21 protein-coding genes, 1 tRNA gene and 1 other RNA gene are annotated in these 21,080 nt (G+C 65.3%); 13 read left to right on the plus strand and 10 right to left on the minus strand.

What is annotated here, in order from left to right; translation table 11 throughout:
- Positions 1-33 precede the first annotated feature (33 nt).
- The gene (gene gluQRS, locus H290_RS0110115) at positions 34-957 is read right to left on the minus strand and encodes a tRNA glutamyl-Q(34) synthetase GluQRS (protein ID WP_020106683.1); all 924 of its coding nucleotides are present in this window, start codon (positions 955-957) and stop codon (positions 34-36) included.
- Between the two features lie 28 nt (positions 958-985).
- Between gluQRS and H290_RS0110120 the strand changes: the two genes are divergently transcribed.
- Together H290_RS0110120 and H290_RS0110125 are read left to right on the plus strand one after the other, a co-directional pair.
- Positions 986-2,026, plus strand: a complete 1,041-nt coding sequence (locus H290_RS0110120; protein WP_020106684.1) for an ATP-dependent DNA ligase — start codon at positions 986-988, stop codon at positions 2,024-2,026.
- Positions 2,023-3,096 carry a DNA polymerase domain-containing protein gene (locus H290_RS0110125; RefSeq protein ID WP_028463031.1) on the plus strand — a complete coding sequence of 358 codons (1,074 nt, stop codon included), beginning with the start codon at positions 2,023-2,025 and terminating at the stop codon, positions 3,094-3,096. Before H290_RS0110120 ends, H290_RS0110125 begins: the two co-directional genes overlap by 4 nt.
- Before the next feature lie 143 nt (positions 3,097-3,239).
- Here the strand turns inward: H290_RS0110125 and H290_RS0110130 are convergent.
- A tRNA-Ser gene (locus H290_RS0110130) sits at positions 3,240-3,328 on the minus strand.
- A gap of 94 nt (positions 3,329-3,422) precedes the next feature.
- On the opposite strand from H290_RS0110130, the gene ffs reads away from it, so the two are divergent.
- From ffs to H290_RS28280, 5 genes are all read left to right on the plus strand, one after another.
- Positions 3,423-3,517, plus strand: an RNA gene (gene ffs / locus H290_RS30625) — signal recognition particle sRNA small type.
- Positions 3,518-3,598: 81 nt separating this feature from the next.
- Entirely contained in the window at positions 3,599-4,879 is a 1,281-nt protein-coding gene (locus H290_RS0110135) for an aminotransferase class I/II-fold pyridoxal phosphate-dependent enzyme (RefSeq protein ID WP_020106686.1), read from the plus strand.
- Between the two features lie 46 nt (positions 4,880-4,925).
- Entirely contained in the window at positions 4,926-6,251 is a 1,326-nt protein-coding gene (locus H290_RS0110140; protein ID WP_231373551.1) for a glycosyltransferase 87 family protein, read from the plus strand.
- A 37-nt stretch (positions 6,252-6,288) separates the two neighbouring features.
- Positions 6,289-7,644, plus strand: coding sequence for a glycosyltransferase 87 family protein (locus H290_RS28275; RefSeq protein WP_020106688.1), 1,356 nt, complete (start codon positions 6,289-6,291; stop codon positions 7,642-7,644).
- 9 nt (positions 7,645-7,653) lie between these two features.
- Complete coding sequence (locus H290_RS28280) at positions 7,654-9,840, plus strand: DNA polymerase III subunit gamma and tau (protein WP_020106689.1); 2,187 nt, start codon at positions 7,654-7,656, stop codon at positions 9,838-9,840.
- 93 nt (positions 9,841-9,933) lie between these two features.
- Here H290_RS28280 and H290_RS0110160 read toward each other — a convergent pair whose 3' ends face one another.
- Together H290_RS0110160 and H290_RS0110165 are read right to left on the minus strand one after the other, a co-directional pair.
- Positions 9,934-11,259, minus strand: coding sequence for a class I SAM-dependent methyltransferase (locus H290_RS0110160; RefSeq protein WP_020106690.1), 1,326 nt, complete (start codon positions 11,257-11,259; stop codon positions 9,934-9,936).
- Positions 11,256-12,668 (minus strand): FAD-binding oxidoreductase, encoded by a 1,413-nt coding sequence (locus tag H290_RS0110165; protein WP_020106691.1) that lies wholly within the window; start codon positions 12,666-12,668, stop codon positions 11,256-11,258. Before H290_RS0110165 ends, H290_RS0110160 begins: the two co-directional genes overlap by 4 nt.
- Before the next feature lie 117 nt (positions 12,669-12,785).
- On the opposite strand from H290_RS0110165, the gene H290_RS0110170 reads away from it, so the two are divergent.
- The 6 genes from H290_RS0110170 (at position 12,786) to H290_RS28285 (ending at position 16,123) form a co-directional block, all read left to right on the plus strand.
- Positions 12,786-13,226, plus strand: a complete 441-nt coding sequence (locus H290_RS0110170; protein WP_028463016.1) for an SRPBCC family protein — start codon at positions 12,786-12,788, stop codon at positions 13,224-13,226.
- A gap of 87 nt (positions 13,227-13,313) precedes the next feature.
- Positions 13,314-14,174 carry a pseudouridine synthase gene (locus tag H290_RS0110175; protein ID WP_020106693.1) on the plus strand — a complete coding sequence of 287 codons (861 nt, stop codon included), beginning with the start codon at positions 13,314-13,316 and terminating at the stop codon, positions 14,172-14,174.
- A 19-nt stretch (positions 14,175-14,193) separates the two neighbouring features.
- Positions 14,194-14,544 carry a hypothetical protein gene (locus H290_RS0110180; protein WP_020106694.1) on the plus strand — a complete coding sequence of 117 codons (351 nt, stop codon included), beginning with the start codon at positions 14,194-14,196 and terminating at the stop codon, positions 14,542-14,544.
- A 60-nt stretch (positions 14,545-14,604) separates the two neighbouring features.
- Entirely contained in the window at positions 14,605-14,943 is a 339-nt protein-coding gene (locus tag H290_RS0110185; RefSeq protein WP_051121938.1) for a YbaB/EbfC family nucleoid-associated protein, read from the plus strand.
- 6 nt (positions 14,944-14,949) lie between these two features.
- Positions 14,950-15,561: a recombination mediator RecR gene (recR, locus tag H290_RS0110190; protein WP_020106696.1), complete on the plus strand. Its 612-nt coding sequence runs from the start codon at positions 14,950-14,952 to the stop codon at positions 15,559-15,561.
- A gap of 10 nt (positions 15,562-15,571) precedes the next feature.
- Complete coding sequence (locus H290_RS28285; protein ID WP_036518478.1) at positions 15,572-16,123, plus strand: uridine kinase; 552 nt, start codon at positions 15,572-15,574, stop codon at positions 16,121-16,123.
- 11 nt (positions 16,124-16,134) lie between these two features.
- Here H290_RS28285 and H290_RS0110205 read toward each other — a convergent pair whose 3' ends face one another.
- The 6 genes from H290_RS0110205 to H290_RS0110230 form a co-directional block, all read right to left on the minus strand.
- Complete coding sequence (locus tag H290_RS0110205; protein WP_020106698.1) at positions 16,135-16,788, minus strand: phosphoribosyltransferase; 654 nt, start codon at positions 16,786-16,788, stop codon at positions 16,135-16,137.
- Between the two features lie 55 nt (positions 16,789-16,843).
- The gene (locus H290_RS0110210; protein ID WP_020106699.1) at positions 16,844-17,380 is read right to left on the minus strand and encodes a hypothetical protein; all 537 of its coding nucleotides are present in this window, start codon (positions 17,378-17,380) and stop codon (positions 16,844-16,846) included.
- On the minus strand, positions 17,380-17,916 hold the full coding sequence (locus H290_RS0110215; RefSeq protein ID WP_155976781.1) for a hypothetical protein: 537 nt from the start codon (positions 17,914-17,916) through the stop codon (positions 17,380-17,382). Before H290_RS0110215 ends, H290_RS0110210 begins: the two co-directional genes overlap by 1 nt.
- 5 nt (positions 17,917-17,921) lie before the next feature.
- On the minus strand, positions 17,922-18,647 hold the full coding sequence (locus H290_RS0110220; RefSeq protein WP_020106701.1) for a type 1 glutamine amidotransferase: 726 nt from the start codon (positions 18,645-18,647) through the stop codon (positions 17,922-17,924).
- Positions 18,647-19,921: a Mur ligase family protein gene (locus H290_RS0110225; protein WP_020106702.1), complete on the minus strand. Its 1,275-nt coding sequence runs from the start codon at positions 19,919-19,921 to the stop codon at positions 18,647-18,649. Before H290_RS0110225 ends, H290_RS0110220 begins: the two co-directional genes overlap by 1 nt.
- An 84-nt stretch (positions 19,922-20,005) precedes the next feature.
- A complete protein-coding gene (locus tag H290_RS0110230) occupies positions 20,006-20,869 on the minus strand; it encodes an SDR family oxidoreductase (RefSeq protein WP_028463017.1) in 864 nt (287 codons plus the stop codon).
- Positions 20,870-21,080 lie beyond the last annotated feature (211 nt).

Here is a 21,080-nt window from a genome sequence, read left to right on the forward strand (position 1 = left end):
CCGAATGAATGACCGTCAACCAGCGCTTTTGTGTCAGTGGCGCAGAAGGTCTGCAGGATCGAGAATCCACGGCTCGGACGGCAGGGTCGCCGGAACGAATCTCGCGAGCATCAACTCCGCGGTGACCATCTCATCGGGGTCGGCGAGATTCAACGAGGTCGCGATCGACGACAGCACGTGCGGCGTGTCCACGCCGGCGGCGTTCAGATCGCTGAGAGTCACTGCGCCATCACGTTTGGCGAGACGTTTGTGCTCGGTGTTCAAGACCATCGGAACATGCGCGTACGTCGGCGGTGCCAGCCCGAGCATCGTCGCCAGATAGCTCTGCCGGGGCGCCGAACTCAGTAGATCGTCGCCGCGAACCACCTGATCGACGGCCTGGGCGTTGTCGTCGATGACCACCGCGAGGTTGTAGGCCGGGATCCCGTCGCCCCGGCGCAACACGAAATCGTCGACCGTTCCGGTGTACCGGCCGGCGAGGGCATCGGACACGGTGAACTCGGTGACGTCGGAGCGGAGGCGGATCGCGGGCCGCCGCCCGGCGTCGATATGGGCCCGCTCCGCCACGGTGGTCAGATTCCGGCAGGTGCCGGGATACGCGCCCGCAGGGCCGTGTGGCGCTGACGGTGCATCGAGGATCTCGCGCCGGGTGCAGTAGCAGTTGTAGGTGAGACCGCGGTCTTGCAGCTCGGAGATCGCGTGGTCGTAGTTGGTGAGCCGCTGCGTCTGCCACATGATCGGTGGGTCCCATTCCAGACCGAGCTCGGCCAGGTCGGCGAGTTGCCGCTGCGCGGATCCGGCCGCCACCCGGTCGAGATCCTCTATCCGCATCCGGAATGTTCGGCCGGTGGATCGGGCAAACATCCAGGCCAGCAGGGCGGTACGCAGATTCCCGACGTGCAGGTCCCCTGACGGGGACGGCGCGTACCGTCCACCACCGCGATAGTCCACCCGCATGAGCCTACAAGTGGAAGTATTGGTCGGCATGGACCTCCCTGTGATGCCCCCGGTGGTGCCGATGCTCGCCAAGGCCGCGGCGAAGATCCCGGACGTGCCCGGTGAGCAGGTGTGGTCGCATGAACCGAAATGGGACGGCTTTCGCGCCATCATCTTTCGCGACGGTGACGAGGTGGTGATCGGTTCGCGCGGTGGCAAAGACCTGGGCCGGTACTTTCCCGAATTGATCGAGGCCGCGCGAGAAGAGTTGCCCGACAAGGTGGTAGTCGATGGCGAGATCGGGGTGCAGGCAGAATTCGACGGCGTACGCCGTCTGAGCTGGGATGCGTTGTCGATCCGGATCCACCCTGCCAAGTCGCGGGTGACGATGCTCGCCGAGCAGACACCGGCTATGTTCATCGGCTTCGATGCGCTGGCGGTCGGGGATCGGGACCTGTCCGGCGAAGCGTTCTCGGTGCGCCGGGCAGCGCTCCTCGAGGCGATACCCGGTGCGGGGCGATGCCGCGTCAGTCGGGTGACCACCGATGCCGGCCTCGCCCAGAACTGGTTCTCCGAGTTCGAGGGCGCCGGACTCGACGGTGTGGTCAGCAAACGTCTCGACGGCGTCTACGTCCCGGGCAAGCGAGAGATGATCAAGGTCAAGCACAAGCGCAGTGCCGACTGCGTGGTGATCGGCTACCGCGTGCACAAGAGCGGAACCGGGCTCGGCTCGATGCTGCTCGGTCTCTACGCCGACGGGGAGCTGCGGATGGTCGGTGGCGCGGGAGCGTTCTCCGACGCCAAGCGCATCGAATTGCAGCAGCTGCTCGAACCGCTGCGAGTGGATCCGGACAACGTGGCCGAGGGCGAACCCAGCCGGTGGAAGGAAAAGGGCTCTGCGCAATGGATCCCGATCCGTCCCGAGCTGGTGGTCGAGGTCGGTTATGACCAGATGGAGGGACAGCGGTTCCGCCACACGGTCCAGTTCGTCCGCTGGCGCCCGGATCGAGAACCGGAGAGTTGCGGCTACGAGCAGCTCCAGGTCCCATTGACCTACGATCTGTTCGACGTATTGGAGGGGCAGGACTGATGGCCAGATCACCGGCTGAGGAACTCGACGTCGACGGAACGCCTGTGCGGCTGTCCAATCCGGACAAGATCTACTTTCCGCAACTCGGTGAGAACGGTGGCCGCAAACGCGATCTCGTCGGGTACTACCGGACCGTCGCACTAAAGGGCGCACTGCTGACGGCCCTTCGCGATCGCCCGACGTTCCTGCAGCGCTTCCCCGACGGCATCGAAGGCGAGGAGATCTACCAGAAGCGGGTCGCGGCCAAACGCCCCGAACACGTGCAGTCGACGTCGATCACCTTCCCGTCCGGGCGCAAGGCCGACGCCATCCGGACCACTTGCCCGCAGGACATCGTCTGGGCGGCCAACCTCGGAACGGTCACGTTCCATCCCTGGCCCACCATCGCGCCGGACAACGATCATCCGGATCAACTCCGCATCGACCTGGATCCTCAACCGGGGACCGACTTTTCGGATGCGCGGCGGGTGGCGATCGATGTCCTGCGGCCATTGCTCGACGAACTCGGGCTACACGGCTATCCGAAGACCTCGGGCGGGCGTGGACTCCACATTTTCGTGCCGATCGAACCCCGCTGGGATTTCATCTCGACCCGGCGGGCCGTCATAGCGCTGGCTCGCGAACTCGAACGCCGCGACAGTGCGGGCATCACGACGTCGTGGTGGAAAGAGGAACGCGGGGAACGGATCTTCATCGACTTCAACCAGAATGCCCGTGACCGGACCATGGCTGCCGGCTATTCCGCCCGCCGGACCCCCACGGCCACGGTCTCGACCCCGGTCACCTGGGAAGAGCTGGCCGACGTCGACCCGCTTGATTGCACCATCGCCACGGTCCCGGGATTGCTGGACAAACGCGGTGATCCCATGTCCGACATCGATTCTCATCGCAGCAGCCTCGAGCCGCTCCTTGAACTGGTGGCCCGGGACGAACGAGATGGACTGGGAGACATGCCATATCCGCCGAGTTATCCGAAGATGCCGGGCGAACCACCGCGGGTGCAGCCCAGCAAGAAAGTGGCTGCGCACTGGGACGGTGACGGGAACCCGGTGGCCCGCGACGACACCTGACCCAACCCCGGACGAGCCTGTTGTACGAGGACGAGCCACATACATGTGGCTCGTCCTCGTATATCCGCCTCGTTTGCGTGGAGCCTGGAAAAGCAAAATCGCCCCGTATCGGAAATACGGGGCGATTTCGGTCTTCGTTCTCCTGGCGGAGGATAGGGGATTCGAACCCCTGAGGGCTATTAACCCAACCCGCGTTCCAGGCGAGCGCCATAGGCCACTAGGCGAATCCTCCGTCGGCGAGCTTACCGGCTAAGAGCGGACTCGCCAAAAACGGGCTGGTCAGAGGGGAAATTTTCACACTCTGTCGTCGGCCCGCTACACTCGTTCTCGGATCCCGCGCGGCGAGCATCCTGTGAACTCCCCCAGGGCCGGAAGGCAGCAAGGGTCAGCGGGCTCTGCCGGGTGCGCGGGGTCCCCTATTTTGTCTCCGAGCAGATCCGCTGTTCTGCGCGAACCCCGCGCAACCACAGTTCCGGGGCGGGGCGTTCCGGGAAAGGCCGAAGTGAATTTCCACTCGATGAGTGCTGACCAACTGACCGCCACCCAATCCGAGCTGCGTACCAAGTACCAGGCGCTGGTCGATGCCGGTCTCAAGCTGGACCTCACCCGGGGTAAGCCGGCCCCCGCGCAACTCGACTTGTCCGCTGAACTGCTGTCGCTGCCCGGTGACGGCGACTACCGCGACGCCCACGGCACCGACACCCGCAACTACGGCGGCGTGACCGGTCTGCCCGAGCTGCGTGCGATCTTCGGTGAACTGCTCGGCATCCCCACCGACAACCTCCTGGCCGCCGGCAACGCCAGTCTCGAGATCATGCATGACCTGGTGGTGTTCGCGCTGCTGCACGGCACCCCGGATTCGGCAAAGCCGTGGGGGCAGGGCCCGATCAAGTTCCTGTGCCCGTCGCCCGGCTACGACCGCCACTTCGCGATCACCGAGTCCTTCGGGATCGAGATGATCACCGTGCCGATGAACGACGACGGTCCCGACGTTGCTTTCTGTGCCGACCTCGTTGCCTCGGACCCGCAGATCAAGGGCATGTGGTGCGTGCCGACCTACTCGAACCCCACCGGTGCGACGTACAGCCCCGAGGTCGCCGGCGCCCTGATGTCGATGAAGGCCGCTGCTCCTGATTTCCGCATCTTCTGGGACAACGCGTATGCCGTGCACACGCTCGTCGAAGAGCCGCCGGCCCCGATCGACGTCCTCGGACTGGCTGCCGCTGCCGGTAACCCGAATCGGCCCTTCATCCTCGCCTCGACCTCCAAGATCACCTTTGCCGGTGCCGGCGTCTCGTTCTTCGGATCATCGCCTGCGAATCTGGCCTGGTACCAGCGCAACGTGTCGATCAAGACGATCGGTCCGGACAAGCTGAACCAGCTGCGGCACCTGCGTTTCTTCTCCGACGCCGACGGCGTGCGCGCCCACATGGCCAAGCATCGTGAACTGCTGGTGCCGAAGTTCGCGTTGGTGCTGCAGATCCTGGAAGAGCGCCTCGGCGACGCCAAGGTCGCATCCTGGACCGAACCCGAGGGTGGATACTTCATCAGCCTCGACGTGATCGACGGCACCGCGGCCCGGGTCATCACTCTGGCCAAGGAAGCCGGGATCGCGCTGACGGGTGCCGGCTCGGCATTCCCGTACAAAAAGGACCCGAACGACCGCAACATCCGGCTGGCCCCCACGTTCCCGGGCCTCGAGGATCTGCGTGCCGCCATGGACGGTGTGGCGACCTGCGTCCTGCTCGCGTCTTCGGAGCAATTGCTCGAGCAGCACGGCTGAATGCTCACGTGTGGTGACCGGACGAGGCATTGAGATTCGAAATCCGGTGGACACCGACTCCGACAGTTCAGCGTCGAACAAGCAGGAACCAACAGTAGAAACCCGTCCCGAGCGGACCGTGCGATGGCCGGCCGCCATGGTCGTGATCTCGATCGGGTTGGGGCTGATAGCACTGTGGCTTCAGAATCTGGCGGTTCCGCTGGACGAACCCTATTGGGGTATTTTCGGCAACCAGCTCGACCTCGAGGTCTACCGGCAGGGCGCCCAGGCCGTCCTCGACGGGCACCGGCTGTACGAGGCCAAGCTCGTCGGGGTCATGGACTACACCTACGCCCCGGCGTCGGTGTTCGTCTTCGTTCCGTTTGCGCTGATGACCGTCGAGATCGCCAAGGTCGTGTGGATGGCGTGCACATTCATCGCGCTGTACTTCGTGGTGACGCTGAGCTTTCGGAGCCTCGGATACCGGATCACCTGGCCGGTGCGGAGCATGGCTCTGTCGCTGGTGATGATCGCCACGTTGATGGAGCCGGTGCGCACGACGATGTGGTACGGCCAGATCAACGTCTTCCTGATGCTGTTGATCCTGTGGGACCTGCTGCGCGACAAGGACAGTCGGCTGCGTGGTCTGGGTGTCGGGATCGCTGCCGGCATCAAACTGACGCCCTTGATCTTTGTGTTCTATCTGGCGATCAACCGGAACTGGCGGTCGGTCATCGTTGCCTGCGCCGGTTTCGTCGGGACCGTGGTGCTCGGTTTCCTCGTGATGCCGCGGGACTCCTGGAAGTACTGGAGCGGCACCTTCATCGACTCCGAGCGGGTGGGTGCTCCCAACACCGTCGGGAATCAGTCGATCCGCGGCGCACTGGCGAATCTGTGGCAGACCGACAGCCCCAACATCCTCGTGTGGGGCACGCTGGCGCTCGCGGCCTTGGTGCTGGGGATGGTCGCGGCCTCTCTCGCACATCGCGTGGGTCACGAACTCCTGGCCATCACCCTGGTGGGTATGACGGGCGCCGTGGTGTCGCCGATGTCGTGGGGACACCACTGGGTGTGGGTGGTCCCACTGCTGGTGTTCGGGGTCCATCTGATGCTGTCGGTGCGGGCAACGGCACTGCGGATCCTCGCCGCCGTCGGCGTGGTGGCATTGCTGCTCACCACCTTCATCTGGCGCACCTACCGGGGATATCCGGTGGAGCAGATCGAGCGGGTCCTGCCCGACGCGTACTTCACCGGGCTGTTCCACAAGTTCGGCATCACCTGGCTCCGCTGGTTCACCTACGACCCCTACAACTGGCTGTTCCTGGTGGTCGCCGTGATCAGCATCATCTGCCTCACGGCACGGCGCCCGGCCGATCGGGTATCGGCGGGCTAACATCTTTGGCGAAGTAACTGGTTTGGGAAGGCGGACAGTGACCACTCACGACGCCACGACTCCGGCGACGCGTATACGTTTCCCGACCAGTCCCTGGCTACTCGCCGGGTTCGTGGTCGGCGCGATCATCGCCGTCTACGTCCAGCTCACCATCATCCCGCTCGACACCAAGGTCTTCGGTCTCTTCGACAATCAGGTGGACCTGCGCGTCTACCGGCAGGGTGCGTTGCACCTGATGGATGGACAGCCGCTGTACGAGGCGCCGATGCTGCGCAACGGGCTGCTCTACACCTACACCCCGTTCTCGACGATCGTCTTCCTGCCGTTCGCCTGGCTTGATGTCCCAAGCGCCGAAGTGCTGTGGACGGCGTTGATCTTCGCGACCCTGTTCTATGTGATCGTCGCGTCATTCCGGAGCCTGCGCTACCGCGTCGACTGGCGGTTGCTGATCGTCTCCGCCTCGCTCGTGTGCGCCTCGACTTTGCTCGAACCGGTTCGGACAACCATCTGGTACGGACAGATCAACGTCTTCCTCATGGCGATCGTGCTGTGGGATCTCCTGCGTCCCGATGGCAGCCGGCTCAAGGGGATCGGCGTCGGTATCGCGGCAGGTGTCAAACTCACACCGGGCTTCTTCATCCTCTACCTCGCGATCACCCGGCGCCGGCGGGCAATTGTTGTCGCGGCCGGCACCATCGTGGCCACGATGGTCATCGGATTCCTGGCCACACCGGGGCAGTCGTGGAAATACTGGACCGATCGGGTCATCAACTCCGATCGGGTCGGACCGACCGATGCGCCCAGCAATCAGTCGATCAAGGGCGCACTGGCCACCGCGTTCGGGACCGCCGACCCCAATCAGGTGTTGTGGGCGGTATTGGCGGTCGCCGCGATGGCACTCGGGATGTCCGCGGCCTACGTCGCGCACCGGCACGGGCAGGAACTCCTGGCGCTGTGCCTGACCGGGATGACGGCGACGACGGTTTCCCCATTCAGCTGGGGACACCACTGGGTGTGGTTCGTACCCTTGCTCGTCTACCTGGTCCATCTCCCCATCGCGGCCTGGCGCTCCGGCCGGACCGGGCTGCTGGCGGTGACGCTCCTGCTTCCGGCGGCGCTGTACGCAACAGTGTTCATCTGGCGGAACCACGTGCCCGGAGGGGCCATGGGGTTCAAGCCGTACTACGCGACCGGCATGTTCATGACACGGTTCCCCGATTGGCTGCGGTGGTTCTCGTCCGAACCGTATCTGTGGGTCTTCGGGGTGACCGCGACGGCGACGCTGATCCTATGGGGCCCGGCCGAGTTCCGGCGGTTCCGGACGCCCAAGCCTGCACCTCGACTCGATCGAAGTCCGCTGGCCGATCCCGCGTCCGTCGGACCGCGCCGGTAGTCTCGCAGCGTGGCTCTATACCGGACTTATCGCCCCGCGACCTTCGCCGAAGTTGTCGGGCAGGAGCATGTCACCGAGCCGTTGGGTGTTGCCCTGAACTCCGGCCGGATCAACCATGCGTATCTGTTCTCGGGACCGCGTGGTTGCGGTAAGACGTCGTCCGCCCGGATCCTGGCCCGGTCCCTGAACTGCGTGGACGGACCGACCTCATCGCCCTGTGGGAAGTGCTCGTCCTGTGTGGCGCTGGGTCCGGGTGGTCCGGGCAACATGGACGTGATCGAACTCGACGCCGCCAGCCACGGTGGTGTCGACGACACCCGGGAACTGCGCGATCAGGCGTTCTATGCGCCGGCCGAGTCGCGCTACCGGGTGTTCATCATCGACGAGGCCCACATGGTCAGCAACGCGGGATTCAACGCGCTGCTCAAGATCGTGGAGGAACCGCCCGAGCATCTGATTTTCATCTTCGCCACCACCGAGCCGGAGAAGGTCCTGCCGACCATCCGGTCGCGCACCCATCACTACCCGTTCCGGTTGCTGGCCCCGGCAACGATGCGCGGTCTGCTCGAACGGATCTGCGCGAGCGAACATGTCATCGTCGAACCCGCCGTGTTCCCGCTGGTGATCCGTGCCGGCGGTGGTTCGCCGCGTGACTCTCTCAGCGTGCTCGACCAATTGCTGGCCGGTGCCGGACCAGAGGGTGTCACCTATCAGCGCGCGCTGGCATTACTGGGCGTTACCGATGTGGCATTGATCGACGATGCCGTCAACGCATTGGCAGACCAGGACGGGGCTGCGCTGTTCGGCACGGTCGAGGCCGTGGTGGATGCCGGTCACGATCCCCGGCGGTTTGCCGTCGATCTGCTCGACCGACTACGGGATCTGATCCTGATGAATGCGGTCCCCGACGCCGCGCAACGCGGGCTCGTCGAGGCGCCGGACGATCAGGTGGAGCAGATGGTGGCCCAGGTCGCGCGGCTCGAAGCGGGCACCCTGACCCGCTTCGCCGAGACCGTCCACGACGCACTGGGAGAGATGCGCGGGACCACATCCCCGCGACTGCTCCTGGAGGTGATGTGCGCCCGGATGTTGCTGCCCGCCTCGTCCGATGCGGAATCGGGTGTGCTGCAACGGATCGAGCGCATCGAGTCGCAGCTTGCCAACGGCGTGGTCGCCGCCCCGGCCGGGGGTACATCTGCATCGGCGCCCGTCGCTCCGGCGGCCGCGCCGATCGACGCGGCGGCCTCGAAGTTCGTCCGGCCGTCGCAACGCAAGCCGCAGGACGATGTAGCCGGATCGGAGTCGGACACCCCCACACCAACACCGACTCCAGAACCTGAACCGGCTCCCGTGCCGCAGCCTGAACCTGTAACGGCACCCGAACCTGCAGCAGAGCCCGCGCCGGTCCCGGAACCTGAACCGGTGCGTACGCCTGCGCCCCAACCGGTTTCGGTGGCGCCGCCGCCACAACCGGAACCGAAGCCGCAACCAGAGCCCGCACGTGAGCCCGAACCGGCGTCGCCGTTCGACGACATCCCGCCGCCGCCCGAACCTGATTTCGAACCCGAACCCGAGCCTTTCGGTGAGCCCGGGCCGCGAGTCGAACCGAAGCCCGTGGTCGCATCGGGTGAACTGGATCTGGCTGCGGTGCAGGCGAAGTGGCAAGAGGTCCGGTCTGCGGTCCGCATTGCCAACAAGGTGACCGAGGTGATGCTCTCGGGCGCTTCGGTCCGCGGCGTCGACGGCAGCACCCTGATCCTGACCCACGATTCGCAGCCACTGGTTCAGCGGTTGAGCTCACAACACGCGGTGGATGTGATCACCGCGGCGATGTCGCAGGTGTTCGGCGGTGATTGGCAGGTCCAGGTGCATCCGGCATCGGCGATGCCCGCGATGCCGAAACCTCAGGCGGCACAGACCGATACCCGCAAGCCCGAGGCGAAGCAGGCTACTTACACGAGGCCGAGTCGTGGTTCGGCCGGGGCCGGTGCACGTGAAGAAGAGGCACCTGAACCGGAGCCTGAACCGGAACCGGAACCTGCCCCTGATCCGGTCAAAGACGAAGATCTCACCGACGCCGAACGTGACGAGATGATCGCCACCGCACGCAATTCCACACCGGACCCGCGCGAGGATCCCGAGCAGATCGCGATCGCACTGCTGACGAGCGAGCTCGGCGCAACGCCGATCAACTAGCGTCCCGTCGCCTGCGCGACAAACCCACCAGAAGCAGTCAAACCCACACGTTGCAACGTGTGGGTTTGACTGAAGCTGCTGGGTTTGTGGAGATCAGGCCTGCCACCACGGGCGTAGCGGAAGCCCACCGTTGCTGCCCTTGTCGTCGAGCTTGACGGCCAGCACCTGGTGGAGCTGAATGATGTTGCGATCGAATCCGAGTCGGCAGCCGGCCATGTACAGACCCCACAGCCGGGCAGTGCTCTCGCCGACTTCCTCGACCGCCGCATCCCAGTTCTCGACGAGGTTCCTGTTCCAGTCACGCAGCGTCATCGCATAGTGGTCTCGCAGGTTCTCCTCGTGGAGCACTTCCATCGAACCGACGTCCTGGATGGCCGAGATGATCTTGCCCGAACCGGTGAGCTCACCGTCGGGGAACACGTAGCGGTCGATGAACGGTCCGGCTCTGTGTCTCGTCGCGTTGTCCCGGCGGGTGATGCAGTGGTTCATCAGGATTCCGCCGTCACGCAGCTTGGCGCGAATGAACTTGAAGTACGAGCGGTAGTTGGCGACGCCGATGTGTTCGGTCAGTCCGATGGACGAGACCGCGTCGAAGCCCTCTTCGGTGACGTCGCGGTAGTCACTGTGCCGGACCTCGGCGAACTCGGTCAGGCCCTCGTCGATGATGGCCTGCTGCGCCCACTGGGCTTGTTCCTTGGAGAGGGTCACACCGATCACGTGGACGCCGCGCCGGGCGGCGTACCGCACCATTGATCCCCAGCCGCAACCGATGTCGAGCAACCGGTCACCGGGCTTGAGCCTCAGCTTTTCGAAGATCAGGCGGTACTTGTTGCTCTGCGCCTCTTCCAGGCTGGCTTCCAGGTTCGGGTAGCAGGCACAGGTGTAGGTCATCGACGGCCCGAGCACCAGTTCGTAGAAGGCGTTCGAGACGTCGTAGTGATAGTGGATCGCTTCGGCGTCGCGGGACTTACTGTGCCGCAGACCTTCCGCGATCCGTCGCCACCGCGGCAGTTGCTCCTGCGGGGGCGGGGCGATCGGCTTGAAGTGTTCGAGACCGATCGACCGGGTGATCTGGGCCATCGTCCGGGCCGACGGCCGGGTGAAATGGAGGTCCTCGGCGAGCGCGCGGAGTGCTTCGTACGGATCGCCCCCGTGTGCGCCGTGCAGCTTGAGGTCGCCGGCGACGTAGGCGCGGGCCATGCCGAGGTCGCCGGGAGCTGTTGCGAGGTAGGTGGTTCCCCGTGGTGTCAACAACTCGAAGCCGAATTCGGAATCTTCCGGACCGGCCGAGCTGCCGTCGTACGCGGTCACGCGCACCTTGAGGTCGCCGCCGGTCAACGCCTCGACAACTTCGGCCAAGCTGAGCTTGGGACCCACCACCGATCCGGAAGTTAGGTCATTTTCCTTGAATGTCGTCACTGACGTTGCACCGCCTTCGCATAGAGGTCGAGGAGCCGCGACCCGGGATCATAGTGTTTCTTCAACAAGCGGTAAGACTCACCGCCGTAGAGTTCATCGAACTCTTCTTTGCCGTAAAAAGACTCGGAATACAACGATTTGTGACCGCCGAGTTCGGAGACCTTTATCTCGATCTGACGGTTTGCGTACCCCTCGGGCTGACCTTCGCGCTTCGGCACCGCCGACCAGAAGCCCACATTGACGTACGTCCGCCGGGGTTTGAGGGGATAGAGCGGCCATGGCCGATTCGTATCGGCGCCTGGCAATGCCGGATCCCGAAGTCGAAGCGGGCAGAGCCAGATCGGTTCGATCGGGATGTTCTCGAGGAACCAGTGAACGAATTGCGCGGTGTGCTCGATCGGCACCTCGATGTCCTGGACCACTCGTTCGCCGGGAGGCAGGCCTTTGCGGGCGTTGAGCTTGTCACCGACGTTGAATCGATGATCGAGGGCGATCAGTTTCCAGTAGAAGCTGCTGCGCAACAGCTTTTTGGGCCAGAACCGCCGGATACGCGGGTTCTGCGCACCGAACGCCCGGGAACACCAGAACCAGTCGGTGTCCCACCGCCAGAGGTAGTCAGAGATGGTGAGACGGTCGCGGATCGGAGTCGAGTCCGCGGAGTGCTGGATGGACCGGTAGAAGATCTGGTCGCCGGTGTAGTCACTGACCGGGCCCGCCGTGGTGGCCTGACGGCCCAGGATCAGGTAGCTCTCGGTGGCCGAGAACACCACACCGTCAAGGTAATCCACGCGTTCGCCATCGAACTCACCGTTGTCGACGATCTGTGTCATCGCCGTCTGGAGTTCGTCGAGCGCGGTGAACCGGACGTGCCGCAGGTCGACGTACGGTGCGACCTCTTCGAGTTCGATCCGCAGTCGCGTCGAATAGCCAAGCGTGCCGTAGGAATTGGGGAACCCGAAGAACAGATCCGAGTTCTCGCTGGTCGGTGAGGTGGTGACGATCTCGCCGGCTCCGGTGAGGATGTCGATCTCGACCACGGATTCATGCGGCATACCATTGCGGAAGGACGTCGACTCGATACCGAGTCCGGTGACGGCGCCGCCGAGGGTGATCGTTTTCAGCTGCGGAACGACTTTGGGGGCGAGTCCGTACTTGAGGGTGGTGGCGACGAGTTCCTCGTAGGTGCACATGCCGGCGACATCCGCGGTGCGCGCGGCGACGTCGACAGAGATCACCCGGCCGAGTCCGGAGACGTCGAGGCCGGGGAAAGGATTCTTGGCGCGCTTTCGGAAGAGATTGGATGTTTTCTTGGCCAGACGGACCCTGCCCTCAGCAGGGATGGCCTGGTAGCTCGCCAACAACGTCGCGACGCCTTCTTCGAAGGCAGCGCGACCGGACACGGAACCCATAACCCTCGGCACGCATTAGAGCCTAGGACCACCGCCTGGGACATGCCACTTCAGATGGCCGGTATGTCGTTCTGGCAGGCTCAAGGTCTACAGCTCACAAACCGGAAGGTGATATTCGTGGCACAGGTAACAGCATCACAGTCAATCGAGGTCAATGCCGCACCCGAGCAGGTGCTGGCGGCCCTGTCGGACTACCAGACCGTGCGTCCGACCATCCTGCCTCCGCAGTACCTCGACTACGCCGTGGTCGAAGGTGGGGTCGGTGCCGGCACCGCCGCCAAGTGGACTCTGCAGGCCACGTCGAAGCGTTCGCGCAATGTGCAGGCCTCGGTGGATCAGGTGGGTTCGACGATCACCGAGACCGACGCCAACTCGTCGATGATCACCACGTATCAGGTGCAGCCGCTGGGCACCGGCTCGAAGGTCACCACCGTCACCACCTGGCAGGGCGCCGGCGGTGTCGGTGGCTTCTTCGAGAAGATCTTTGCGCCCAAGGGTCTGGGGAAGATTCAGGCCGAACTGCTGGGAAATCTGAAGTCGCACGTCGAACGCAGCTGAGCCGGCCACGCCCGGAGCACTGAGGCCCTCGTGAGGAACCGTCGACCGTCACCGCTGCCGCTGCGGGACGGTGTTGATGCGACCCGGGTGGTCCTGCGGGCTTCGGGTGTCACGGTCGCCGAGGCGATGCTGGCCGCACCGGCCTGCGCGGGACTCTCGGTGGCGGACCTGTCGGATCGGGCCGCCGAGGGTGAGGTCCGCGACATCGCCGGCGACCGGGTCGATCTGGCCGCGCCCGCGCAGGTGGGTCGCCCGATCTACTTCTATCGAGATCTCCCCGACGAGACCGTGATCCCGTTCGAGATGCCGATCATCCACCTCGACGACAACCTGGTGGTGGTCGACAAACCGCATTTCCTGGCCACCATGCCCCGGGGTGCGCACGTGGTGCAGACGGCCCTCGTGCGGTTGCGGCGCGAGCTCGACAATCCACAGATCAGCCCGGTGCACCGGCTCGATCGCCTCACCGCGGGCGTGCTGATGTTCAGTCTGCGCCCGCAGGCCCGGGCGCCGTATCAGCTGCTGTTCGCCGACCGCCGCGTCGACAAGGAATACCGGGCGCGTGCCCCACTCTCCGGAGACGTGGAGCTACCCGTGACAATCCGCAACCGCATCTTGAAGGACTCCGGTGACCTGCGGGCGCGGGTGGTTCCCGGTGAGGTGAACGCGATCTCCACCATCGACATCACCGAGACCCACGGTGACCACGGCATCTATCGGCTGCTGCCCCAGACCGGTCGGACCCATCAGCTGCGGCTGCACATGTCCGGGCTGGGAATCCCGATCGACGGCGATCCGCTGTATCCCGAGGTCCGGCCCGAGGTGGCCGCCGCTCCGGATCACGGTGACTTCTCCCGTCCGTTGCAGCTACTGGCCTACGCTGTGGAGTTCGACGACCCACTGACGCGGCAGCGCCGCCGATTCGAGAGCATCCGCACCCTGCGTTGAAGGTTGAAGGAGGCCGCACATGGCCATCGTCGTTTCGTACGACCGCTACGAGGATCTCGCCTGTGAGGTTGTCATCTTTCTCGACGACGAGACCGGTGACTGTTTTCAGGTGCAGCGCGATCTGCCGCAGACGCCGACGTCGGCGGCCACGGAATCGGCCATCTACCAGATCAGCACGGGTGCCGGGCCTGCGGTGGAGCAGGGGATCGTCGCCTGGCAGCGGAACGGTGAAGAGTTCGAGTTCGCCCTCTCGCCCCTGGCATCGAGGATGTTCGGGGGCAACGCGCGACTGCGATTCGAGGCTCGGCCCGGTGACGGCGATACCATCGAAGACATCGCCGCTCATCTGGAACGCATGACGCGCCGGTGAGTGCCCGCGGGTGCTGACGCAGCAGGTTCGACAACGAGACATTCGACGCAAGGACGACAAATGCAACCAGAAAACCCGATGGCCGGACTCCTCGAGCAGGCTCAGCAGATGCAGCAGCAGCTGCTGGCCGCGCAGGACGAGCTCTCGGCGGCAGAGGTGACGGGCACCGCCGGCGGTGGCCTGGTGACCATCACCGGTTCCGGAGCCGGTGAGGTGACCTCGGTCACGATCGATCCCAAGGTTGTCGACGCCGACGACGTGGAGACCCTGCAGGACCTGATCGTGGGAGCGTTCGCCGACCTTGCCGAGAAGCGTGATGCGCTGGCGCAGCAGAAGATGGGTCCGCTGGCCGGAGGCCTCGGTGGTCTCGGCGGCGGTTTCCCCGGCCTGGGCGGATAGCCACCGGTGTATGAAGGCCCGATCCAGGACTTGATCGACGAGCTGGCCAAGTTGCCGGGACTCGGTCCGAAGGGTGCCCAGCGCATCGCCTTCCACCTCATGGCCGTTCCGGCCGCGGACATCGATCGACTGACCGCGGCACTGGTCCATGTCCGGGACGATGTGGTGTTCTGCGAGGTGTGCGGCAACGTCTCCGCGCAGGCGCGCTGCCGGATCTGCCGGGATGCGCGGCGCGATGCCAGCAAGATCTGTGTGGTCGAAGAGCCCAAGGATGTCCAGGCGATCGAACGGACCAAAGAATTCGCCGGCCGCTACCACGTGCTCGGTGGTGCGCTCGACCCGCTCGGTGGCATCGGTCCCGATCAGCTGCGGATTCGGGAATTGTTGCGCCGCTTGGCAAACCAGGAAGACGGCGTGGACGTCAGTGAGGTGATCGTGGCCACCGACCCGAACACCGAGGGCGAGGCCACCGCCACATACCTGCAGCGCATGCTCCGGGATTTCCCCGGGTTGTCGGTGACCCGGTTGGCCTCCGGACTCCCGATGGGCGGCGACCTGGAGTTCGCCGACGAGCTGACGTTGGGTCGGGCGTTGTCCGGCCGCCGTGTGCTGACCTAGGCGCGCCGGTATGTTCGATCAATCTTGGATGGATGCCGTTGCCAGGCAACTGAAGTCGGGCATCGTGGCCATCGACGGTCCGTCGGGTGCCGGGAAGTCGACGTTCGCCGATGCCCTGGTCGGCAAGCTCGAGGAGTTGAAGACCCGGGTGGTGCTGATCCGGACCGACGATTTCGCCACCTGGGGAGACCCGGTGGGGTGGTGGCCGGAGCTGGAAGAGGAAGTGCTGCGGTCGTATTGGCGAGGGCACGATTTCCGGTATCACCCGCGCATCTGGCGGGATGGCACACCGGAACTCGGTCCGCGGGTGTGGCTGCGGTGGGAACCGCTGCTGATCATCGAAGGTGTGTCGAGCGCCCGCATGCCGGTTCGCCGGCATCTCAAACGTGCGCTCTGGCTCGACGGTGGTACCGAGGAACAGCGCCTGGAACGTGGGGTCGCACGTGACGGTGAAGAGCAACGCGAAAACCTGCGCCGCTGGCAGGATTTCGAGCGCGGCTGGTTTGCCGTCGACCGGACCCGTGACTTCTGCGAGGTCGTCCCCGAGTACGTGAACCGGTAGCCGAGTGTTGGTTATTGGTTCTGAGTTGTCGGCCTGGTGAGTAGTTTGCACACGGTGGCGTCGGACACCTGATCGAATCGTTCGTACCACTGGCCCACCGCCCGAAAATCGGTTGGTGTGCTCACGCAGACGAGATCGTCCACCAGTGGCGCGATCTCGGAGATTGCCGACTGCGGTGCGACGCCGACCGCGACGATCAATCGATCGGGTTTTTGTGTGCGGGCGGCCGCGATCGCGGCGAGCATGCTGGATCCGGTGGCGAGTCCGTCGTCGACCAGGATGGCGATCCGGCCGGCCATCTCCAGCGGTGGCCGACCGGCCCGGTACGTCTGCTCCCGGCGCGTCAGTTCGCGGGTTTCCGCATCGACCACCTGTTGTAGCTGTTGCTCGGTGACCCTGAACTGGGTAACCACGTCGCGGTTGATGGCCGGAGAACCGCCGAAGGCCACCGCACCCAGTGCCAGCTCCGGACTGCTGGGGACACCGAGTTTCCGGATGATGAAGGCGTCGAGGGGCGCGTGCAATTCGGCCGCGACCTCCCAGGCGACCGGGACGCCACCCCGGGCAAGACCGAAGACCGCGACGGCGGGGTTGTCGACGAGATGCGGATCGCGTTTGATCAGCGACTCGGCCAGCAACTGGCCGGCCTCGCGGCGATCTCGCAAGGAGTAACCCCGGTAACCCCATGGTTGGCGCGTGTCCGGTCACCTCCGCCGGCTCTTACAGAAACTGTGCCTTTGTGATGCAGGTCTTTCCATTCTGCACGATGACCTCGTACACGATGCGGGATTGGTTGACGGTCTCACCGGATTGCCAGGAGGCTGCGACCAGCACTTCGGCGGCCGGTGCGGCCGGATCGTGTGGCACCACCGCAACCGATTCGAATGTGACTGTGCTGGTGCGGTTCTGGGCTTTGAATTCGTCGGTGAACGAGATCAGGTTCGGTAGCCCCGCGTCGGCGAACTCGCCGCAGGTCTTGTCCTTGAAGGTTGCGATTTGGGTATCACTGGTGGCCGGGCTGATCTCGAACATGCTGCGGGTGACCACCTCGGCGATGTCGCGGGCCTGCTGATCGCCGATCACCGGGGTGGGTGTGGCGGCCGGCGCGGCGTCGGTGTCGTTGTCTGGCGCGGTCAGGGTGGCCAACACGATGGTCAGCGCGACGACGGCCACCAGGATGACCACCAGAATGATCGCAACGCGCAGCCGGCGACCGGAACCCGGGGGGCGTGTCGGTGTGGGCGATCCGTCGATCATCACAGCACCTCCATTGCACTGATGCACATCGGGACGGCGGTGCGCTGCACCGTGAACTCGATGGCGGTCGCGGTCGGGGCCGCAGGCGTGTTGTTCTCGGTGGTGTCGAGTGTGAAAAGGGCGAGCACCGTCGCGGTGGTCTCGTCCAAGCCGACGATCCCGTAATGCGCGTTGGAGGTCGCGACGCTCCGGCCGGTGTCGGCGACGATGCCGGGCAACGTCGCCTCGGTCTCGTTCCACTGGTCGAGGGCATCGCCGCACAGTGTTGCCTGTGCGGTTTTCACCGTCGCGTTGATTGTGTCCGGCGTGAAGTTGTAGAGCGATTCGCTGGTGGCCCGGACGGTGTCGACCAATTCGGCCTCGGGGGTGGGTGCAGCCGTGGTCGGCGGCGGCGCCGCGGACTCGTCCTGACCGGCGATGGACCAGGTGATCGCCCAGGTGACGGTCACGACCACCGCGAGCAGGACGAGTCCCAGCGCGAACACCAGCGGAGCCCGATTTGTGTCACGGCGTTGTGGCACAGGTGAATTCGCCATCGATGTCAGCCCCGGCGGCCGGCCGCCAGACGTTCACGACGCAAGAGGTCGACCTCGGGCAGGTCCAGCGGTTCGATCTTGTCGACACCGAGCGCACGGGACAGTAGGAGGTCTGCGAGCTCCGGGTTGCGGGCCAGTGCGGGACCGTGCAGATAGGTACCGATCACCGAACCCTGTACGGCGCCTTCGATCTTTTCGCCGGCCCCGTTGCCGACGCCGTACCGAACCTTTGCCAGCGCCCGGGCATCGGCGCCCAGCGTGGTGCCGCCGCGATGGTTTTCGAAACCGGTGAGGGGCTGTGTGAGACCGGAATCCGGGGCCGGATCGGTGATGAGTTCACCGATGCTCCGGGTCTCCTGTGGGCTGGTGGTGAGGTCGAGCATCGAGATGCCGTCGACCCGCTCACCCGCCGAGGTCTCGTACCAGTGCCCCAGCACCTGGATGGCGGCGCAGATGGCCAGCACCGGTCGTCCGGCCTCGGCCGCCCGCTGCAGGCCGGGGTACTTCGTCAGATGCCGCGTCGCCAACCGCTGGGCGTAGTCCTCGGCGCCGCCGAGTGTGTAGACGTCGAGGGATTCGGGAACCGGGTCGGAGAGCGTGATCTGGACGATCTCGGCGTCGATGCCACGCATCCGGGCGCGCTGCCGCAGGATCAGGGCGTTGCCGCCGTCGCCGTATGTGCCCATCACGTCGGGGAGTACCAGGCCGATGCGCAACGTCGATTCACTCATCAGCGGATTCCCTTCTCTGAACGGTCCATGGCGGTCCCGAGGTCGCGGAACGCGGTGTAGTTCGCGAGGACTTCGACGCGTCCGGGTGGGCAGGACGCGATTGCCGCCATCGGGTCGGCGATCGTGGTGTGCTCGGCGCCGGCGTAGAGGAGTCTCACGCCGAGATCGGTGGCACGTTCACCGGCGGCGACCACCTGGATGTTCTCGAACGCCTCGAAGCGCACGTCCCAGAGCCAGCTCAGATCCTCACCGTCGGGCACCTGACCGTTGACCGCGATCACCAGACCTTCCGCGTCCTGGTCGATCATCGACATGGCTTCCTGCCAGCCGGCCGGGTTCTTGGCCAGGAGCATCCGCACCCGATGCGGTCCGATCTGATGGATGCCGTACCGGCCGGCGACCTCGCCGACGGTGCCCGCGGCAGCGGTTGCCTCTGCGGGGTCGGCGCCCATCGTCACGGCAGCGGCGATGGCCTGCGTCGCGTTTCCGCGGTTGGCCGTGCCGGGAACCGCGAGTTTCATCGGGTGGGAGAAGCCGTCCGGCCCGTATACGTGGGTCTCGTCGAACCACCAATCCGGTTGGGGCCGTTTGAAATCGATGCCGGGGGAGTACCAGTGGTCGCCTTCGCGAACGATCGGTTCACCCGAGCGCGGACAGCTGACCGAGTCATTGGCCCAGCCCGCACCCGCGGCCACCCACACCACCTTCGGGGCGTCGTAGGCGGCGGACGAGACGAGCACGTCGTCGCAGTTGGCGATGACAGTTGCCTGCGGATGCGCGGCGATGCCCTCGCGCAGCCGCCGCTCGATCATGTTGATCTCGCCGACCCGGTCGAGCTGATCCCGCGAGAGGTTGAGCAGGACGATCGCCGTCGGATGGACCGCGTCGCTGACGTGGGGGACGTGCAGTTCGTCGACCTCGAGCGCCGCGAGCTTCGCGTCCCGGTGCAGAGAGAGGGCCGCGACGATCCCGGCGTCCATGTTCGCGCCATCGGCCTGAGAGGCCACCTCACCGAGGGACGCGAGCGCCGCCGCGGTCATCCGGGTGGTCGTGGATTTACCGTTGGTTCCGGTGATGATCACGGTCCGCTTGCCGCGGCCGAGTTCGCCGAGGAGCGCCGGGTCGAGCTTGAGGGCGATCAGGCCGCCGATCATCGAACCTTTGCCGCGACCGGTCTTCTGTGAGGCCCAGCGGGCGGCGGCGGCGGCGCGCAGGGCGAGCCTGGCTCGTGGTCGGAGCCGGGTGGACGGGCGCGGTCGGTCATCGTCGAGCATGGCAGCGAGTTTGTCACAGGTGCGGGTGTGACAGGAGTCGAGACCCGCAGGACCTGGGCGTCGAGGCAGTGATGCACCGAAAACTCAGCCCGACTTCCGGCGGCGTCCAAAGCTCTGGAATCGGTAGAGATAGGGCGCGATGCGGTGGAGGGGGACGCCGCGCGGCCAGTCGTCGGGCCGGAAGTACGCATCGGTGCCTCCGTCGACGAAAATGACGCTGCCGCAGAGGAAATCGGCGGCGTCCGACAACATGAAGATCACCCAGTCGGCGAGCTTGCCGGGATCGCCGAATCCGCCCACCGGAACCGGAAAGCGTTTGACCGCTTTGGATTCGGTTGGTGACGCCAGCTGGGCCTCCAAGAGCGGTGTCAGGATGGCGCCGGGGGCCAGCGCGTTGAGTCGGATCCCCGCGCCCGCCCAGCGTGGTGACACCGCGTGGTGGCGCACCCATCGGCTGACCGCGATTTTCGATGACGCATACGCCATCACCGATGCGCCTTTGCCGTAGAACCGGAATGACCGGACGGCCTTGTCGCAGTCACCGGCCTGGAATGCCCGGATGGCGCGACGCGGTACGGCCGGTACCGTCGTCGTGGAATTGCTCGAGAAGACAACAACTTTCGCTGTATCGGTGGCCGCCAATGCTTCACGGAAACCCTCCAGCAGATCGACGACACCGAAGTAATTGACCTCGGCGATCAGGCGTGGACGGTCTTTACCTCGTCCGGGTCCCAGCCCGGCGGCGAGCACCGCGCCGCTGAGTTCACCCTCTGATCTCGCGAGGACTTCCTTGACCGCGCCGTCGCGGCCCGCTGCCGTCGACAGGTCGGCAATCACCTCGGCATCCTTGAGATCGACGCCGATGACCGTGTGGCCCGCCGCGATCAGCTTGGCGGCCACCTCCCGCCCCATCCCCGATGCAGATCCGGTGACGACATAAACACCCATATGCACTTCTTCCTCGACAGCCCGGACCCAGCGGAACGTAATGTACGCGTTACCCGCCGGTCGGGGAGGCCATTCGGCGCGAACAAGAGCACGCTCGACGGCAACAAAGGCACGCTCAACGGGACCCCCGCCGGGACCGCCGCCGACCGTGCCGAACGGACCGTTCACCGTGCCGAAGTTGCAGCAATAAAGGCACGCTCGACGGCAACAA

This window comes from Nocardia sp. 348MFTsu5.1, assembly GCF_000383535.1.
Lineage (GTDB): Bacteria > Actinomycetota > Actinomycetes > Mycobacteriales > Mycobacteriaceae > Williamsia > Williamsia faeni.

Coding starts and splice junctions, on each gene's coding strand:
- H290_RS0110180 (WP_020106694.1), top strand. CDS start 14,194: ATGGCCATCGTCGTTTCGTACGACCGCTACGAGGATCTCGCCTGTGAG.
- H290_RS0110215 (WP_155976781.1), bottom strand. CDS start 17,916: ATGGCGAATTCACCTGTGCCACAACGCCGTGACACAAATCGGGCTCCG.
- gluQRS (WP_020106683.1), bottom strand. CDS start 957: ATGCGGGTGGACTATCGCGGTGGTGGACGGTACGCGCCGTCCCCGTCA.
- H290_RS0110185 (WP_051121938.1), top strand. CDS start 14,605: ATGCAACCAGAAAACCCGATGGCCGGACTCCTCGAGCAGGCTCAGCAG.
- H290_RS28285 (WP_036518478.1), top strand. CDS start 15,572: ATGTTCGATCAATCTTGGATGGATGCCGTTGCCAGGCAACTGAAGTCG.
- H290_RS0110230 (WP_028463017.1), bottom strand. CDS start 20,869: ATGGGTGTTTATGTCGTCACCGGATCTGCATCGGGGATGGGGCGGGAG.
- H290_RS0110220 (WP_020106701.1), bottom strand. CDS start 18,647: ATGAGTGAATCGACGTTGCGCATCGGCCTGGTACTCCCCGACGTGATG.
- H290_RS0110225 (WP_020106702.1), bottom strand. CDS start 19,921: ATGCTCGACGATGACCGACCGCGCCCGTCCACCCGGCTCCGACCACGA.
- H290_RS0110120 (WP_020106684.1), top strand. CDS start 986: ATGGACCTCCCTGTGATGCCCCCGGTGGTGCCGATGCTCGCCAAGGCC.
- H290_RS0110210 (WP_020106699.1), bottom strand. CDS start 17,380: ATGATCGACGGATCGCCCACACCGACACGCCCCCCGGGTTCCGGTCGC.
- H290_RS0110165 (WP_020106691.1), bottom strand. CDS start 12,668: ATGGGTTCCGTGTCCGGTCGCGCTGCCTTCGAAGAAGGCGTCGCGACG.